Origin of the sequence: Rhodococcus sp. ARP2, assembly GCF_001029585.1 — a bacterium.
Taxonomy (GTDB): Bacteria; Actinomycetota; Actinomycetes; order Mycobacteriales; family Mycobacteriaceae; genus Rhodococcus_F; species Rhodococcus_F erythropolis.
Window position 1 is genome coordinate 32,030 of sequence record NZ_LEKE01000076.1, and the last position, 15,832, is coordinate 47,861.

The window sequence follows — 15,832 nt, forward strand, 5'->3', positions numbered from 1 at the left end:
GCTTTCATGGGAACGGAACACTCTCAAACCCTTCACCGGTCCACTTGTATGCAGTCGACGATTGACAGAACTCCGGAATGCCGGGGTCTTTGCACAGGTCGACCATGACCGACAATCCTCCGGTTGAGCCGACGACGTAGCGTCCTGGGTCTTGCACTCCGAAGACTTTGTTAGCGCCCGATTCGTCGATCTGGTAGACGAATCCGGCGACCATGAAGCTTGCCGGTGGGGCCGGTCGTCCCCAGATGCCGACAGACTCGCAGGTGAAGACATTGACGACGGCATCTTGCCAAACGGCGTCCGTCACGTGGGAGTACCGGATTTCGAAGGGGAAGTTCGCATCACCGCACAGTCGGAGACTGTCCTTGACCGCATCGGACACTTCCGGGTCTGCTCTGAGGAGGGCAACAGGATCGATGCTCAAGCCCTGTGAGAGATCCGAGGGGTCGAGTGATGCTGCGATATTCGGAGTGGGTTCTGATTCAGGCTCGGTGGAACAGGAGGCGAGAGCAAACGCGACCGGCAGGCAAACACCGGCGAGCATCGCGCGGCGACGGCGATCAATCACGGATGAACTCCGTTCCATCCCAGTGGAACTCGGTCCGAAGCGGTGGACGGGGGCAACATTCGAACTCCGGTGGCCGCGGATCCGTTTCCAGGACAGACAAACTCGCGGCGCGTTGACCGCTGACGATGAACTTTCCGCGCTCTTCGACGGAGAACAGGCGCTCACCCAGTTCGGGATTGTCTTCACTCGAACCGGCCTTGCCGCTGCGGTAGACGTAGCCGGCGAGGTTGACCGAAATCGATACTCCGGTCCCGGGTTGGTGGGCAGGTTGGCACGGATACACATTCATGACGACCAGTTCGGTCTCCGGCACGATACGAGGTGCGCCTGGATCGAGAAGGATGGATCCGACAGAGATCGGATACCAGTCCGGGCACGATCGGAGTTCTGTCTTCACGCCCTCCGACACCCCTGGGTCGTCGAGAAGCGCACGGCCCAACCTCGAATTCTCGGCAACCCGTCTGGCCAGGTCGGCGGGCTGTGTGATGGACAATCCGGTGGAAGCGACATCGCCTTCGATCACAACACCCTGAGTGGACCCGCATCCGGTGATCACGGACGCTCCGACGGCCGCTGTCGCGAGTGCCGTACCGAACAGCCTGCGAGTGCGGCCTGTTCGGCCCTCGCAGATCTCATTCCGATACAACACTTTCCCCTCCCCGGCCGGTGCGAACTGTCTCATCGGCATGCGCACTTTTCATACGATCACACGTGATCTCGATATCGCCGTTTCACCACCCACCGTTACGTAATCGTATGAATGTCGGGACCGTTGAGAGTTGGTACGCGACCGCCGGAATTCTGTTACGAAACCGATGGAATCAGGCTTTTAGAGTGAGTCACGTCGATGTTCGCCATTTGAGGTGAACGGACCCGAATTTCTGTATCGAGGAGCGTGAGAGCACATGCCTGATGTTCTGCTGACCAACAAGTCTCGGCGCCTACGAGTGTTGCTTGCCGTACTGACGATCGGAAGCGCGTGCGCCATGACCGCGTGTTCGAGTGAAGACACCACTGCACCTGAAAACGGTTCGACGGCTACGTCAGTGGTTGCGGCGTCCGCGACCACACCCCCGCTGACCACGGCGGCACCTACGTCGGCGACAGTCGAAAATTCGAATTCGGCCGGCAGTGTGGACGAATCCACCCCGGGAGTCCCGGCGGGTGGAGCAGCACCGGCCTGGACGCCGGTCTCGGCCAGCGCAGTTGCCCCTGCGGCCCCTGGTCCGGCTACCGCGTCGACCAAGTGCACCGATCAGATCAACTATGCGGGCGATCCTCGTTCGAATGCAGAGATCAACAGCATCGGAGAGCAGATGGGTTCATGCCCGGCCCCGCTCCCATCCGGTGCCGTCGAACCCCCCGAGAAGTGCACTGACCAGATCAACTACGGCGCTGACCCTCGTTCCAACGCCGAGATCAACATCATCGGGGAACAAACCGGGATCTGCCCCGAGCCGATACGCCCCTAGCGAGCTCGAAACCTGAGCAGTAGTCGGGAATTCGACCAAGGGTGGAACCAGGGGGAGATCGGAATGACTAGCAGGGCAGGTGGACGTTCGATCGACGGTGTTGCCGACGATGCGTCCCGAGGGGATCGTGACGCGATTGCGGAACTCCTTCAACGCATCGTGCCTTTGGTGACGCGGCGCTGTCGTGCCGAATTGCGACCGGTCGACGCTGACCGTATTGCCGTCGGAATCTGCCGTTCCGTCCTGGCCGATATCCAGCGACGACGACGCGCCGGAGAAGCGTTCCTCGCGCATCTGTACGACGCGATCAGTCGCGAAATCGATTCGCTACCCGCATCCAGTCGACTCACTCTGCCGTTCGGTGATCTGTCGGCCGTCGAACGCAATGTCTTGGTAGCTCGCATCGTTGTCGGTTTCGACGTGCGCGAGACGGCGCTGTCACTGAGAACAACAACGAACGCCGTCGAACTCGTCCAACACCGCGCGCTGTCCAAGATCAGACGCGGCAGCCTCAGCGGCGCCTGAGTCAACGCTCGAAAGTCAACAGCTGCAACCCTTCGCAACTCCCGGCAACCTCACGCAACTCTTTCTCTTCGCCCGTGACCTACACGACACTGCATGGCGACGAGTGATCGAGAACGAGGAGTGTGACGGTGGTTCAACGGACGGCGCAGAAGCCGGCAACGTCAGGATCGAAAAAGACCGGGGCCAAGCCTCATTCAGGGCTGGACCGGGATGCATTGCTGAAGGCGTACGAGAAGATGTCGCGCATCCGCGCGTTCGAGGATCGATTGCACGAAGAGAATGCAACCGGTGACATCCCCGGCTTCATTCACCTCTACTCGGGCCAGGAAGCCATCGCAGTGGGAGTGTGCGAGAACCTGAGCGACGCCGACTACATCGGATCCACTCACCGCGGTCACGGGCACTGCATCGCCAAGGGCTGCGATCTGAACGGCATGATGGCCGAGATCTTCGGCAAGGACGACGGCCTGTGTCGCGGTAAGGGTGGGTCGATGCACATCGCCGACCTGTCCGTGGGAATGCTGGGTGCCAATGCGATTGTCGGCGGAGCCCCGTCGTTGGCGATCGGCGCTGCACTGAGTGGCAAGACACTTCGAAACGGCGTCATCGCAGCGTCGTTCACGGGAGACGGTGGATCCAACCAGGGAACCGTCTTCGAGGCGATGAACATGGCTGTGGTGCTGGATCTTCCGATCGTCTTCGTGATCGAGAACAACGGATTCGGTGAAGCAACAGGAACCGACTACGCGGTGGGCGCACCCGACATCGCCGCCCGCGCTGCATCCTTCGGAATGCCTGCCGTCAAGGTGGACGGCACCGACTTCTTCGCGGTCTACGACGCAATGGCGGAAGCATCCGAGCGAGCCAGGACCGGCGGTGGCCCCACCACGATCGAGGCGGCCGCATTCCGTTGGCACGGCCACTTCGAGGGTGACGCGCAGCTGTATCGCACGGCGGAACAGGTTGCGCAACTGCGGGAAACCAAGGATCCGCTCAAGAATTTCCGTAGCAGTGTGGATGCGAAGAAGGTCAGCACCGCTGATCTGGACGCGGTGGACGAGCAGTCGCGAGTGCTGGTGGACGAGGCGGTGGCGAAGGCGCGCGCCGCAGCGTACCCACCAGTCGAAAATCTGCTGACCGATGTCTACGTGTCGTACTGAGGAGCCCGAGATGACAAGCGTGGAAGCCACGAACGTGTCGAAGAAGACCTACCGCGAGGCCGTCAAAGAGGCCATCGCTCAAGAAATGCAACGAGATCCGAGCGTCGTCCTGATCGGTGAGGACGTACGCGGTGGGCATGCCGGTACCAATCCCGATCTGGAGACGAAGAAGATCGAGGCATTCGGCGGTGTCCTGGGTGTCACCAAGGGATTGTGGACGGAGTTCGGATCGGAGCGTGTAATCGATACCCCGATCACCGAATCCGCGATCATCGGAATGGCTGCCGGAGCCGCACTGACCGGACTGAGGCCGGTCGCCGAGCTGATGTTCATGGACTTCTTCGGAGTCTCCTACGACGCGCTCTACAACCAGGCTGCCAAGTTCCGCTACATGTTCGGTGGCAAAGCCAGAACTCCGCTGGTGGTGCGAGGCATGATCGGCGCCGGCTTCTCCGCCGCTGCGCAGCACTCTCAGTCTCCGTACAACGTGTTTGCCGCGGTGCCTGGCCTGAAAGTGGTCGCGCCGTCCAACGCCTACGACGCCAAAGGCCTTCTCATCCAGGCCATCCGGGACGACGATCCTGTTGTGTTCTGCGAGCACAAGGTGCTCTACGACCTCAAGGGCGAGGTGCCGGACGAGCCGTACGCGATTCCGTTCGGCGTCGCCAACTACACCAGGCAGGGCGACGACGTCACGATCATCGCTTTGTCCGCAATGGTGAACCGCGCCAACGACGTAGCGGACAAGCTGGCAGCCGAGGGTATTTCGGTCGAGGTCGTCGATCCTCGTACCGTCTCACCATTGGACGAGGACGGCATCCTCGAATCCGTCGCATCGACCGGACGCGTCGTGATCGTCGACGAATCCGCCGCCCGCTGCGGTTTCGGGCACGACGTGGCCGCGCTGATCGCCACCAAGGGATTCAACTACCTGAAAGCGCCGATCGAACTGATCACGCCGCCACATACTCCGGTTCCGTTCTCACCGACCCTCGAAACTGCCTGGCTGCCTGACGCTGCGCGCATCGAAGAGTCGGTTCGCAAGCTGGTGAGAGCCTGATCATGGCTGACATCAAAGCTATCGACATCCCCAAATGGGGGCTCTCCATGGAGGAGGGGTTGGTCAACGCGTGGCTCATCGAGGAAGGTGACTCGTTCACCAAGGGCCAGTTGATCTGTGAGATCGAGACCAGCAAGATCACCAACGAGCTGGAGGCGCCGTTCGACGGTGTTCTCCGCAAGATCGTCGGCATACCGGGGCAGACTCTGCCCGTCGGTGCCGTGATCGGTGTGTCCGCCGATGCGTCCACGACGGATGCGGAGATCGAGCAGTTCCTCGCCGCTCGCGGCGCAACCGCGCCGGCGGAAGAGCCGGCACCCTCACCAGCTGCCGAACCGGCGCCTCCCGCGACACCTACGGCTACACCCGCTGCGAAGGTGGTTGTTGCAGCGAAACCTGCACCAACCGGTTCCACCGTCGTACCGAGTGTTCTGCAGGGCACGACGCAGAGCGACGTGTTTGCGAGTCCTCGAGCACTCCGACGTGCCGAAGCGCTCGGAATCGATCTCGCCGCCGTAGTGGGCACCGGCCCACTCGGGCGGATCAGTGTCCGAGACATCGACGACGCGATTCGTGACGCCGGTGGCACTGTTGCGACAGCAGCGCCGGCCACGAGATCCGGCCTCCCGCTGCGATCAACCGCCGACGACAGTGCCGTGCCTGCCACCCCGGTCGCACGCAGAACTGCCCGATCGCTGGGCGTAAACCTGCACGATTGTCGTCCGACAGGCTCGCGGGGACGCGTCTGCGTCGCCGACGTGCACGACGCCGCTCGTTCCGCGCAGCTCCTGCCAGAAGCGGCGGCTCAGACGGGAACCATTGCCGTCGAACCCGAGTACGACACAATTCCGTTCACGCCCATGCGATCGGCAATCGCGGGCAGGTTGCAGGCGTCCAAGCAGCAGGCTCCCCATTTCCGGCTCACGGCGGATCTCGAGCTCGATGCGCTCCTCGCTCTGCGCAAGGAGATCAATTCGACTGTCCCGGCGGTCAAGCTGTCGGTCAACGACTTCATCGTGAAGGCCTGCGCGGCTGCGCTGATGAAGGTGCCGGACGTGAACGTCCAATTCGATGCAGCGAACGAATCGGTTCTTCGATTCGCGTCGGCGGATGTCTCGGTGGCAGTTGCACTTCCGACCGGACTGATCACGCCCATCGTGCGTGGCGCGAACACCAAGTCGTTGGCGGACATCTCCGGTGAGGTGCTCTCGTTGGCCACCAAGGCGAAGACCGGCAAACTCCGTCCCGAAGAATTCCAAGGCGGAACGTTCACGGTGTCCAACCTCGGCATGTTCGGGATCAAGGCATTCGACGCGATCATCAACCCGCCCCAGGGAGCGATCCTGGCCGTAGGTGCGGGGGAGAAGCGGGCCGTGGTGGTCGGCGACAGTGTTTCCGTCCGGACCGTGATGACCGTGACCCTCTCGTGCGATCACCGGGTGATCGACGGAGCCTTGGGTGCGACCTTCCTTCGGGAGCTCCAGCGCTTTGTCGCTTCTCCCGCGCTGATGTTGGTGTAAGGGGCTGTGGTGGAAAGCAATACGTCGAAGAAGTACGACGTTCTTGTCATCGGTGGTGGCCCCGGTGGTTACGTGGCGGCGATCCGGGCCGCCCAGTTGGGGTTGAACGTTGCGCTGGTAGAACGTGATCGCCTCGGCGGCATCTGCCTCAACTGGGGTTGTATCCCCACCAAAGCGATGCTTCACGGCGCGGACGTCGCGCATACCTTGAGCGAACTCGACAAATACGGATTCAGTTCGGCGTCTGTCCAGTTCGACATCTCGAAGTTGGTGTCGTTCAGCCGAGGGGTTTCGGAGAAATTGTCCGGCGGTGTTGTCTACCTGATGAAGAAGAACGGCGTAGACGTCATCTCAGGCACCGCGAAGTTGGTGGACAAGGGCGTCGTGTCCGTGGAAGGTCAGACGTATCGAGCCGACCACGTGATCATTGCAACCGGCGCCCGGCCGCGTTCGATTCCCGGGGTTGCCCCCGACGGTGATCGGGTATGGACATATTTCGACGCACTCGTCCCGAAGGAACTACCGAAGTCGCTGCTCGTGATCGGGTCCGGCGCGATCGGAGTCGAATTCGCCAGCCTGTACCGCGATCTCGGCGCCGAGGTGACCATCGTCGAGATGGCACCACACATCATGCCGGTCGAGGACGAAGAGATTTCGGCGTTCGTTCGCAAGCAGTTCGAGAAGCGTGGCATCACGATTCACACCGGAGCCTCGGTGTCGGCGGTGACCGTCGGCGCCGACGCCGTCGAAGTGAACGTGCAGACGAGCGACGGTGTCCAGGCGTTGACCGTGGACCGGGTGTTGGTGGCGGCCGGGATAACCGGCAACGTCGAGGATCTGGGGTTGGAGGCTCTGGGCATCGAGATCGAGCGCGGTGCGATCGTCACCGACCAGTGGTGCCGTACCAGTGCCTTCGGGATCTACGCAATCGGTGACGTCGCGGGCGCTCCATGTCTGGCGCACAAGGCAAGTCACGAAGCTGTCCTGTGCGTCGAAAAGCTGGCAGGCGTGCCCGATGTTCATCCGCTCGATCGCGACTACGTTCCGGGATGCACGTATGCCCGCCCGCAGGTGGCGAGTCTGGGTCTGACGGAGAAGCAGTGCGCCGGTACTGGTCGCACGCTGCGGGTCGGACACTTCGACCTGCAGGCGAACGGCAAGGCATTGGCGATCGGCGAGGCCGAAGGCTTCGTCAAGACGATCTTCGACGCCGATACCGGGGAACTGCTCGGCGCGCACATGGTCGGTCCGGATGTGACCGAGCAGATCCAGGGTTTCGGTATCGCCCGATCCCTCGAAGCCACCGGCGATGATCTCGCCGAGGTCGTGTTTGCTCATCCGACGCTCTCGGAGGCAATGCACGAGTCTGTGCTCTCGGCGCTGGGGAGACCCCTCAACGCATGAGCACAGTCCGCGTGCGTGAACGCCGTCCTACGTTCACGCACGCGGACAACTCTGCAACCGGGTGCAACGCTCGCTTTCGATGACCCCATCACATAGGACTGGAGTGTGATCGGCGCAACGAATCGACTCGAACCGGCCCTGGGTAGTGGTGAAGACCCGGCGCAGTACGCACGTGTTCTCGAATCCGTGTACGAAGCAACGATGTCCGGGCGCAAACCGCCCGCGCGCCCGCGCTCCGTGATCGCCGATTCGTGGTCGCGTCTGCGCGCCCTCGGTCTCGATCCGGAGCGGTGTTCGATCACGAAGACCACTCGTGCCTCGGAGATCGAAGAGAGTCGGGGTGCGACCGGAATGACTGAGATCTTCGACGAGGCGGTACGCGGTCTGGCACCGCTCGTCGGCCCGGACGACGCGAATTTGATAGTGGTGGCGGACCGACAGGGTCGCATCCTCTGGCGCCACGGGCCCGGTCGAATGCTGGATCGGGCCGAACGCCTCGGGATGATCGAGGGTGCGTCGTGGACCGAGGAAGCTGTCGGTACCAATGGGATCGGTACTTCGTTGGCATCAGGTTCGGCAGTGCAGGTGTTCTCGGCCGAGCACTACTCGCGCTCGCAGCATCCGTGGACTTGCTCCGGGGCGACGGTTCGGGATCCGCGTAGTCGCCGGGCGCTCGCCGTCGTCAACGTCGCCGGCGCCGCAGGCACTGTCCACCCGTCGACTCTCGCTTTGGTGGACAGTGTGGCCAGACTGGCGGAATCCGCACTGCGGGAGAAGCATCGAATCGGATTGGATCGGCTTCGGATGATCTCGGCGTCGACGCTGGCTCGCGCGAGTCAGCCGACAATGGTTGTGGACCGTAGTGGCTGGGTCGCTGCGGTGGACTCGATGGCGCCGATCTACCGAATTGCACTACCGAAAGTGATGACCAGCGGCGAGCATTGGCTCCCGTCTCTCGGATTGTGTATGTGCGAGCCACTTCCGGGCGGCTGGCTCATTCGCCCTCAGGTGAACCCGGCGTCTGGAAATGTCTGTGCCGAAGTCGAATTGGACCTGCGAGATCCGAATGCGATGGAACTGCGGTACTCCTCGGACTTGGGAAGTTGGAGTATCGACCTCAGCCCGCGCCATTCGCAGATCCTCCTGGCTCTGACACAGGCGCCCGAGGGCCTCACGGCCTCGCAGCTCGCCTCACAGTTGTTCGGCGATCCGCGCAAGACGGTGACCGTCCGGGCCGAGATGTCGAGGTTGCGTAAGCGATTGGCTGGAATCGTGCTGGCTCAGCCCTATCGCTTCGACCCGGCGGTGAGGGTAAAAACCGTCCCTGCTGTGCGCCTTTATTAACCGCGGGGGGTTAATAAAGGCGCACAGCAGAGCGGCGCGAACGCCGCACCTGCGCGTACTCGTAGCCGTTCTGCCAGGTCACGGTGGCCACCAGCACCCAGATGATCCACGTGGCGCTCATGTGCGTGCCGACAATGCCCATGACGATAGGGATGGCGGTGCAGGGGAGCGCCCAGCCGAGCAGCCACCGTCGGTCCGATCGCGCAAACAGCCCCGCCACGGTGCTGATTCCGAAATAGACTGCGATGCTTCCGCACAACAACCACCGCAGGTTCGCGGGTGTGTGTTCCGCGCCGTGTTCGGTGGCAGCTCCGAGGCCCGCGACCAGAACCGCGATAGCGCCGGTGGTGAAACAGTGCAGTGCCATGTCGATGCGAGCGGGAAACTTCTCGGGCTGCAGGTGCGGAACACCGGCGTGGCCGTAGAGAAGCGAGAGTGCCCACATGCCCGAGAGCAGGACAAACGATCCGACGGCGAGGCTGACCACCGTGGAGTCCCAGGTGAGCTTCGAGGCCGCCGAGATCACGAGGATCACACCCTCACCCAGCACGATGATGACGTACAGGCCCAGTCGCTCGGCAAGATGAGCCCGATCGGAGTGCAGGGCTTCGAGTTCGGGCATCCGGTCGTCCTTGAACCCGCGAACCTTGATGATTCGGTCGAGCTTTTCCTGCGCGTCTTCCATGATCGCGCTGCCGGAGACGACGAACATGATCAGCAGATCGATGGTCACACCGGCGGTCCAGAGCCAGAACCGAGTTTCGCCCTCGAACCAGAACGAGACGATCCACGGGATCACACCGAGAGACATCTGGGCGATCGGCCAGTCCACTACTATCTGGCCGTTGTGCCACACCCGACTCGCCAGCAGGCGTACGGCCACGTAGGCGACAGCGAAGGCCAGCGCATGGTTGTCGTGGATGCCGGCCACGGCCGCCATCATGACGGCCAGTCCGAACATGGCGATCAGCATGCTCGGGATTCGGACACGGTCACCGGCAATGTTGCCGTACATCGTGAACGTCGCCCACGCGGTCCAGAACGCGAGATAGAGCAAGGCGTAGAGCGCGACATCCGACCACGACGGCGAACCGTGGAGCAGGTGAGCCAGCTGACCGATACCGGCAACTACGACCAGGTCGAAGAACAATTCGATCCATGACGCGTGTCGCTCGAGCACCGCCTTCTGCTTCGAGTCTGGTTCATTTCCGAGTTCCGACATAGAGCTCAGTATCGGTTATCGGCATCAACAGTGCTGGTAGGCAGCGAAGTTGTCCGTTTTTTTGAAGTAGTGCTTATGCTGTCCGCGCTCACGCGCGCGGCGTCAGGGAGGGGCATGCGAAGGCGCAACTCGACGCCGTCGACCACATGACGAAGAAGTACGCACAAGAGTTGGCAGACAAGGGCTGACGTCGTGAACGATCCACAGGGCAACAGGGCGTTGTGTTTTCGAGAAGCCATGGCGCACGTGTGCTCACCGAGACTGCCGGACGCTCCCATCTGGATCGTGTGCACCGTGGACGCCGTCGTGGACGGTGGTGATCACAAGATCGTGACAGGATCGGTGGACGACGCTTGGCACTGCGAGGCGAATCCACTGACCTATCACCGGCGTGTATTCGGTACGCACTCACCGTCGTGAGTGATCCAGGAAAGGAAAGCCATGTATGTACTGGTGGACAACGGCCGCGTCAGCGTCCGCGAAGTGGACAACCTGAAGGCCTTTCACATCGAGGTGACCGGCGACATCGCCGATTCCGAACTGGACGAGCTCTTGCGCCTTCGGAATTACGGATACGTCAGCGGTGGTAGTGCATTCATCTCGGTAGCCCGTGTTCGCGAGAGCGCCACTGACGTCGACGGAGTGGCGGCGATGGTCGACTACGCCCAAAGCAAGGGCTGGGTCGACGACGACGGTGAAGCGTTGCAGGCCCACATCGTTCGCCGGCAGTAGCGGGAACGCTCAGACCATGTCGTTCTTCTGCAGCCATCGCAGCGTCGGCCAGCCGCAGAACACCGGGAGCCAGCAGGTCAGGACTCGGTAGAGCAGAACCGACGGCACTGCGATGCTTGCCGGCAATCCGAACGCGGACAGGCCACCGATGAGGGCGGCCTCGACGGCTCCGACGCCACCCGGTGTCGGAGCTGCCGAGGCGAGGGTTCCACCGATCATCGTCACGATGGTGACGGTGATGAACGTGGTTCCGCCGCCGAATGCCTCGACGCTTGCCCACAGAGCCAGGGCGGCACCGAGAGTTGTTGCAGCGCTGCCGCCCACGATGATGAGGAATCGGGTCGGGTTTCGTGCAAGTTGGCTCAGTTCACCCAACACCTCGGTGATCTGAGGACGCAGATCGTCGCGCAGCCACCCACGAAGTTTCGGAATGAACATGAATGCACCGAGAACTCCGAGCGCGACGCCACCCGCCAGATACAGAACAGTGGATCCCGGGATGAAGTGCGAGAGGTTTGTATCGCGTCCGGCGACGATCGAGAAGAAGATCAGCAAGCCGACGTGGGTGACCACCTGAACCGTCTGTTGAAGCGCGACTGCGGCCGTTGCACGGACGGTACCGAGCCCGCCCTTCTGCAGGAACCGCACACTCAGGGCGAGCCCGCCGACTCCGGCCGGAGTAGTCGTCGCGGCAAAGGTGTTGGCCACCTGCATGATCAGGAGGTTGCGGTAACTGACCATCGACGACGCACAGGCCCACAGGGCCGCTGCCGCGCCGACGTACGTCAGTGCGGAGACGCCGAGGCCGAGCAGTGCCCACCACCAGTTGGCTGTCTTCAACTCCGTGATGAATGCGGGTACCTGGCTGATGAAGGGATAGGCGACGTAGACCAATCCGATGAGCAGAACGAGCTGGATCAGTTGATTGCGACTGAATCGGGTGACCTGTGCGGGAGCGACCTTTTCGATCCCGTTCTTCGCGCCGACCTCGTCTCGGATCTCGGTCATCAATTTTGCGGAATCCTCGGCGGTCCGCCGAATTCGGTTGGGCAACGCCGAGGTGGTCAATCGGCCGGAGGCAGCGAGAATCGTGTCTGCGCCTTGCGCACGAATCGCGGCGTCCACCGCTGCGTCGACGCCGAACAGTGATGCGGTGGCAAAAAGAAGTTGGGCGTTGTCGGACTGCATCTGAACTTCGGTGGCGCCGAATTCGGAGTACGCGTAGCCGCCGAAGAGGATCGTTCCGCCCTCGACGCGAATCTCGGAAGCGCGCAGGTCACCGTGCGCCATCTGATGTACGTGAATGGTGTGCAGTGTTTGCCACAACGCGTCGATCAGTTTGGAGGATTCTTCCTCGTCCGCCTGGTTTTCGACGGCGACGGCAAGTGGGATACCGCGGGGGCTCGGGCGGGCGTACATCTCCCATCCGCGATCGAGCACCGAGATGGCGACGGCTTTGGAACTGGCCAGACCGATGTCGGCGAACGCGATACCCATCAGCGCGCGATGTTCGACGGCGCGCCGAAGCGATCCGTAAGGGGGAGGAGTTTCACGGTTCCGGAACGAGATCCAGCGGAACGTCTGTCGAATTGCTCCGCTGCTTCGCTGGTTCTGTCCGTACAACTCGACAATGAGTTCGTCGAACGGTTCGTCGTCCGGAGCCTTGTCGATGTCGGCGGACATGACCAGCGGGCCGATTCCCGAGGGACTCACGACGCGGAAAGCGGTGACGCGGTAACCACGCCGCGCGAGCACGCGTACTGCAGAGTCCAACGGCACTTCGAGGGCAGGTGTGCCGACGGCAAGAACGATCACCGCGCCGATCAGATAGCCGACGGCGAGACCCAGCATCGATCGGGCGGGAACGATCGAGCTGACGATCAGGTGAATGGGCGCAAACAGCAGAAGCAGCGTCCACCAGGCTCGTCGCCACTTTTTCGGTAGCCACGGACCCGAGACGGTGAGCACCGCCGCGAGCATCGCAATCCACCGCGGATCGTCGAGAAATTGGGACAGGAACGTGGCGTCGAGTCGGTCGGGGACGTCGAGGTGCCACTTGGGTGCGGCGAGTCCTGTGCCGGTGAACGACAGCGCGAGTCCGGCGCACAGGCCGGCAGCGGCGTATCCGGCCAGCAACTTCCATCGGCGCCCCACGATGAGCCCGATCAGAATGGCAAACGGTAGCGCCAGGATTGCGATGCCGTAGAGGAGGTACACAGTGTCGGACAGGCTCGGCGACAGCACTCCGACGATGTTGGACACCGACGTTTCGAGGGCGTCCCACTGACTTCGGGTGATCAGAGAACCCGCGATGACGCCGCCGAGCAGCACGGCAGCGATCGCGACCCGCATGATGTCGCTCGTACGGCGGTGCAGTGGTGGCAGGAGGCTCCCCGTTACCGGGATCTCCCGTCCGTCTACTCGCATCTCGCCAGAACTCTCTTCTCTCGGGGGTTACCGACCGTCTCAGTTACCTCGATCAAGGTACCGCGTGGGGGTTCGGCGCCTGGGAAGCCGGACCTGTCGTTACCTCCTCGATGCCAAGCAACATTCGCTTCGGTCCCGCGGCGGAGTGCTGCGGCGCGTAAAATTCACTTTCCGGACGTTCGTTCATTTCGACGACAGGGAGTGCGTATTCATGAGCCCCGACGCCAGCGGTGTGGACGGTCGGGTTCCTGACCTGCCGACCCCGTCGACCAGAATTTCCGTCACCGAGGACTATGCGGCCGAGATCGACGAGCTCTCGAGTCTCAAGCACAAGCTCGGCGGACTCGAGCCCTCAGAGTTCGCGGATGCCTGGAAGCAGGGCTACCCGTACGAGAAGAAGATGTCGCGCCGCGAGTACGAGCGGAAGAAGCGGCGTCTGCAGATCGAGTTGCTCAAGCTGCAGCTGTGGGTCAAGGAAACCGGGCAGAAAGTGCTCATCATCTTCGAAGGTCGCGATGCTGCCGGTAAGGGTGGGTCGATCAAGAGGTTCACCGAGCATCTCAATCCTCGTGGTGCCCGGGTCGTCGCGCTCGAGAAGCCCACAGACATCGAGCGAACGCAGTGGTATTTCCAGCGGTATGTCGCACACCTACCCAGCGGCGGCGAGATCGTGATGATGGACCGGTCCTGGTACAACCGCGCCGGTGTCGAACGAGTGATGGGTTACTGCACGCCGACTCAGTACCTCGAGTTCATGAGAGAGACCCCGGACTTCGAGCGGATGCTCGTCAACTCCGGGATCCATCTGCACAAGCTGTGGTTCTCGGTCAGCCGGGAAGAGCAGTTGGCGCGATTCGCAGCCCGTCGAACAGACCCGGTGCGTCAGTGGAAGCTCTCACCGACTGATCTGGCTTCGCTCGACAAGTGGGACGACTACACGCAGGCCAAGGAAGCGATGTTCTTCTACACCGATACCGGGGATGCGCCCTGGACGGTGATCAAGAGCAACGACAAGAAGCGCGCCCGCCTCGAAGCGATGCGTCACGTGCTCGCCAGCTTCGACTATCCCAACAAGGATCACCGGGCAGTCGGTACTCCGGATCCCTTGATCGTCGGGCCTGCTTCGGCCGTATTCGAAGAGGGCGAGCACGTGAACGTGGAGTTGCCTCAGCTCTAGCGCAGGTGATCGCTCAGATCGAACTGGCCTCTGCCCACAGATTGATGCCGCTGTCCTTTGCGTGCTGATCTATGGAGGCCAGTTCGGCTGTGCTGAATTCGAGATTGTCGAGCGCGCCGACGTTGGCTTCGAGTTGGGCGACGCTGGATGCACCGATCAATACCGAGGTGACCCGCGAATCGCGGAGTGCCCAACTCAATGCCAGCTGAGCCAGCGACTGGCCGCGGTCTGCCGCGATGTCGTTGAGCGCGCGGATGTGGGTGAGAGCGTCGTCGGTCAACCACGACGGATCGAGTGACTTACCTTGGGCGGCGCGAGAATTCTCGGGGACGCCGTTCAGATACCGGTCGGTGAGCATGCCTTGCGCGAGCGGTGAGAACGCGATGACGCCCACGCCGAGATCGTCGACAGCCGAAAGCAGGTCCTGCTCGATCCACCGATTCAGCATCGAATAGCTCGGCTGGTGGATCAACAAGGGGACCCCCGCAGCGGCGAGCAGTGCGGCGATTTCACGGGTGCGCTCCGGCGAATACGAACTGATACCCGCGTACAGCGCCTTGCCCTGCTGGACGGCACTGATCAGCGCGCCTGCGGTCTCGTCGATCGGAGTTTCGGCGTCGGGGCGATGGCTGTAGAAGATGTCGACGTAATCGACTCCGAGTCGGCCGAGTGACTGGTCGAGGGATGACAGCAAGTACTTGCGGGAACCGCCGAACCCGTAAGGGCCGGGCCACATGTCCCACCCGGCCTTCGACGAGATGACCAATTCCTCGCGGTACGAAGAGAAATCCTCACGCAGGATCCTGCCGAAGTTCGTCTCGGCGCTTCCGTACGGCGGCCCGTAGTTGTTGGCCAGATCGAAGTGCGTGATTCCGAGATCGAATGCCCGCCGCAGGACTGCGCGCTGGTTCTCGATCGGTACGTCGTCGCCGAAGTTGTGCCAGAGCCCGAGCGAGATCGCCGGGAGTTTGAGACCGCTCCGACCGGTTCGGCGGTAGGGCATGGCTTCGTAGCGGTCCTGCGCGGCGACGTACTGATCGGACATGGTGCCTGCCTTCACATCGTTGTGGTTGAGCATTTACTCCCGACCATTATCGCCGACGGCATTCAGGTGTGCTGAACACTCGGGCGGCCCGTACGAAAATGCTTGCGGGTTAAAGCAATTCGATCGCTCTTCTGGACCGACGTTCAGGTTCGAGTCACAGTGCCGGGCGGCGGTGA

15 protein-coding genes are annotated in these 15,832 nt (G+C 62.2%); 10 read left to right on the top strand and 5 right to left on the bottom strand.

Going from position 1 to position 15,832, the window contains the following annotated elements; translation table 11 throughout:
- Window positions 1-4 precede the first annotated feature (4 nt).
- Window positions 5-568 carry a hypothetical protein gene (locus ABX74_RS20295; RefSeq protein WP_047889559.1) on the bottom strand — a complete coding sequence of 188 codons (564 nt, stop codon included), beginning with the start codon at window positions 566-568 and terminating at the stop codon, window positions 5-7.
- Window positions 561-1,217, bottom strand: coding sequence for a hypothetical protein (locus ABX74_RS20300; protein WP_223257972.1), 657 nt, complete (start codon window positions 1,215-1,217; stop codon window positions 561-563). Before ABX74_RS20300 ends, ABX74_RS20295 begins: the two co-directional genes overlap by 8 nt.
- A 256-nt stretch (window positions 1,218-1,473) precedes the next feature.
- Here ABX74_RS20300 and ABX74_RS20305 point away from each other — a divergent pair, with 256 nt between their 5' ends.
- The 7 genes from ABX74_RS20305 (at window position 1,474) to ABX74_RS20335 (ending at window position 9,053) form a co-directional block, all read left to right on the top strand.
- A complete protein-coding gene (locus ABX74_RS20305; RefSeq protein WP_047889561.1) occupies window positions 1,474-2,040 on the top strand; it encodes a hypothetical protein in 567 nt (188 codons plus the stop codon).
- 63 nt (window positions 2,041-2,103) lie between these two features.
- Entirely contained in the window at window positions 2,104-2,565 is a 462-nt protein-coding gene (locus ABX74_RS20310; protein ID WP_021332227.1) for a hypothetical protein, read from the top strand.
- A gap of 236 nt (window positions 2,566-2,801) precedes the next feature.
- Window positions 2,802-3,725, top strand: a complete 924-nt coding sequence (locus ABX74_RS20315) for a thiamine pyrophosphate-dependent dehydrogenase E1 component subunit alpha (RefSeq protein ID WP_044479496.1) — start codon at window positions 2,802-2,804, stop codon at window positions 3,723-3,725.
- A 10-nt stretch (window positions 3,726-3,735) separates the two neighbouring features.
- The gene (locus ABX74_RS20320; protein ID WP_019744899.1) at window positions 3,736-4,785 is read left to right on the top strand and encodes an alpha-ketoacid dehydrogenase subunit beta; all 1,050 of its coding nucleotides are present in this window, start codon (window positions 3,736-3,738) and stop codon (window positions 4,783-4,785) included.
- 2 nt (window positions 4,786-4,787) lie between these two features.
- The gene (locus tag ABX74_RS20325) at window positions 4,788-6,305 is read left to right on the top strand and encodes a 2-oxo acid dehydrogenase subunit E2 (protein WP_047889562.1); all 1,518 of its coding nucleotides are present in this window, start codon (window positions 4,788-4,790) and stop codon (window positions 6,303-6,305) included.
- A gap of 6 nt (window positions 6,306-6,311) precedes the next feature.
- Window positions 6,312-7,709 carry a dihydrolipoyl dehydrogenase gene (gene lpdA, locus ABX74_RS20330; protein ID WP_047889563.1) on the top strand — a complete coding sequence of 466 codons (1,398 nt, stop codon included), beginning with the start codon at window positions 6,312-6,314 and terminating at the stop codon, window positions 7,707-7,709.
- Window positions 7,710-7,814: 105 nt separating this feature from the next.
- Entirely contained in the window at window positions 7,815-9,053 is a 1,239-nt protein-coding gene (locus tag ABX74_RS20335) for a helix-turn-helix domain-containing protein (RefSeq protein ID WP_047889564.1), read from the top strand.
- A 10-nt stretch (window positions 9,054-9,063) separates the two neighbouring features.
- Here the strand turns inward: ABX74_RS20335 and ABX74_RS20340 are convergent, their stop codons facing one another.
- Window positions 9,064-10,275, bottom strand: a complete 1,212-nt coding sequence (locus tag ABX74_RS20340) for a low temperature requirement protein A (RefSeq protein ID WP_019744895.1) — start codon at window positions 10,273-10,275, stop codon at window positions 9,064-9,066.
- A 192-nt stretch (window positions 10,276-10,467) separates the two neighbouring features.
- Here ABX74_RS20340 and ABX74_RS20345 point away from each other — a divergent pair, with 192 nt between their 5' ends.
- On the top strand, window positions 10,468-10,695 hold the full coding sequence (locus tag ABX74_RS20345) for a flavin reductase family protein (RefSeq protein WP_223257974.1): 228 nt from the start codon (window positions 10,468-10,470) through the stop codon (window positions 10,693-10,695).
- Between the two features lie 21 nt (window positions 10,696-10,716).
- A complete protein-coding gene (locus ABX74_RS20350) occupies window positions 10,717-11,007 on the top strand; it encodes a hypothetical protein (protein WP_047889579.1) in 291 nt (96 codons plus the stop codon).
- A gap of 9 nt (window positions 11,008-11,016) precedes the next feature.
- Here the strand turns inward: ABX74_RS20350 and ABX74_RS20355 are convergent, their stop codons facing one another.
- Window positions 11,017-13,434, bottom strand: coding sequence for a YbhN family protein (locus ABX74_RS20355; RefSeq protein WP_019744892.1), 2,418 nt, complete (start codon window positions 13,432-13,434; stop codon window positions 11,017-11,019).
- Window positions 13,435-13,645: 211 nt separating this feature from the next.
- Between ABX74_RS20355 and ppk2 the strand changes: the two genes are divergently transcribed.
- Window positions 13,646-14,611 (top strand): polyphosphate kinase 2, encoded by a 966-nt coding sequence (gene ppk2 / locus ABX74_RS20360; RefSeq protein ID WP_047889565.1) that lies wholly within the window; start codon window positions 13,646-13,648, stop codon window positions 14,609-14,611.
- 13 nt (window positions 14,612-14,624) lie between these two features.
- Here ppk2 and mgrA read toward each other — a convergent pair whose 3' ends face one another.
- On the bottom strand, window positions 14,625-15,656 hold the full coding sequence (gene mgrA, locus ABX74_RS20365; RefSeq protein ID WP_020908763.1) for an L-glyceraldehyde 3-phosphate reductase: 1,032 nt from the start codon (window positions 15,654-15,656) through the stop codon (window positions 14,625-14,627).
- Window positions 15,657-15,832 lie beyond the last annotated feature (176 nt).

Excerpts from the sequence above, each read along its gene's own strand:
- ABX74_RS20325 (WP_047889562.1), top strand. The coding sequence starts at position 4,788 with ATGGCTGACATCAAAGCTATCGACATCCCCAAATGGGGGCTCTCCATG.
- ABX74_RS20320 (WP_019744899.1), top strand. The coding sequence starts at position 3,736 with ATGACAAGCGTGGAAGCCACGAACGTGTCGAAGAAGACCTACCGCGAG.
- ABX74_RS20315 (WP_044479496.1), top strand. The coding sequence starts at position 2,802 with ATGTCGCGCATCCGCGCGTTCGAGGATCGATTGCACGAAGAGAATGCA.
- ABX74_RS20305 (WP_047889561.1), top strand. The coding sequence starts at position 1,474 with ATGCCTGATGTTCTGCTGACCAACAAGTCTCGGCGCCTACGAGTGTTG.
- ppk2 (WP_047889565.1), top strand. The coding sequence starts at position 13,646 with ATGAGCCCCGACGCCAGCGGTGTGGACGGTCGGGTTCCTGACCTGCCG.
- ABX74_RS20350 (WP_047889579.1), top strand. The coding sequence starts at position 10,717 with ATGTATGTACTGGTGGACAACGGCCGCGTCAGCGTCCGCGAAGTGGAC.
- ABX74_RS20310 (WP_021332227.1), top strand. The coding sequence starts at position 2,104 with ATGACTAGCAGGGCAGGTGGACGTTCGATCGACGGTGTTGCCGACGAT.
- mgrA (WP_020908763.1), bottom strand. The coding sequence starts at position 15,656 with ATGTCCGATCAGTACGTCGCCGCGCAGGACCGCTACGAAGCCATGCCC.
- ABX74_RS20355 (WP_019744892.1), bottom strand. The coding sequence starts at position 13,434 with ATGCGAGTAGACGGACGGGAGATCCCGGTAACGGGGAGCCTCCTGCCA.
- ABX74_RS20340 (WP_019744895.1), bottom strand. The coding sequence starts at position 10,275 with ATGTCGGAACTCGGAAATGAACCAGACTCGAAGCAGAAGGCGGTGCTC.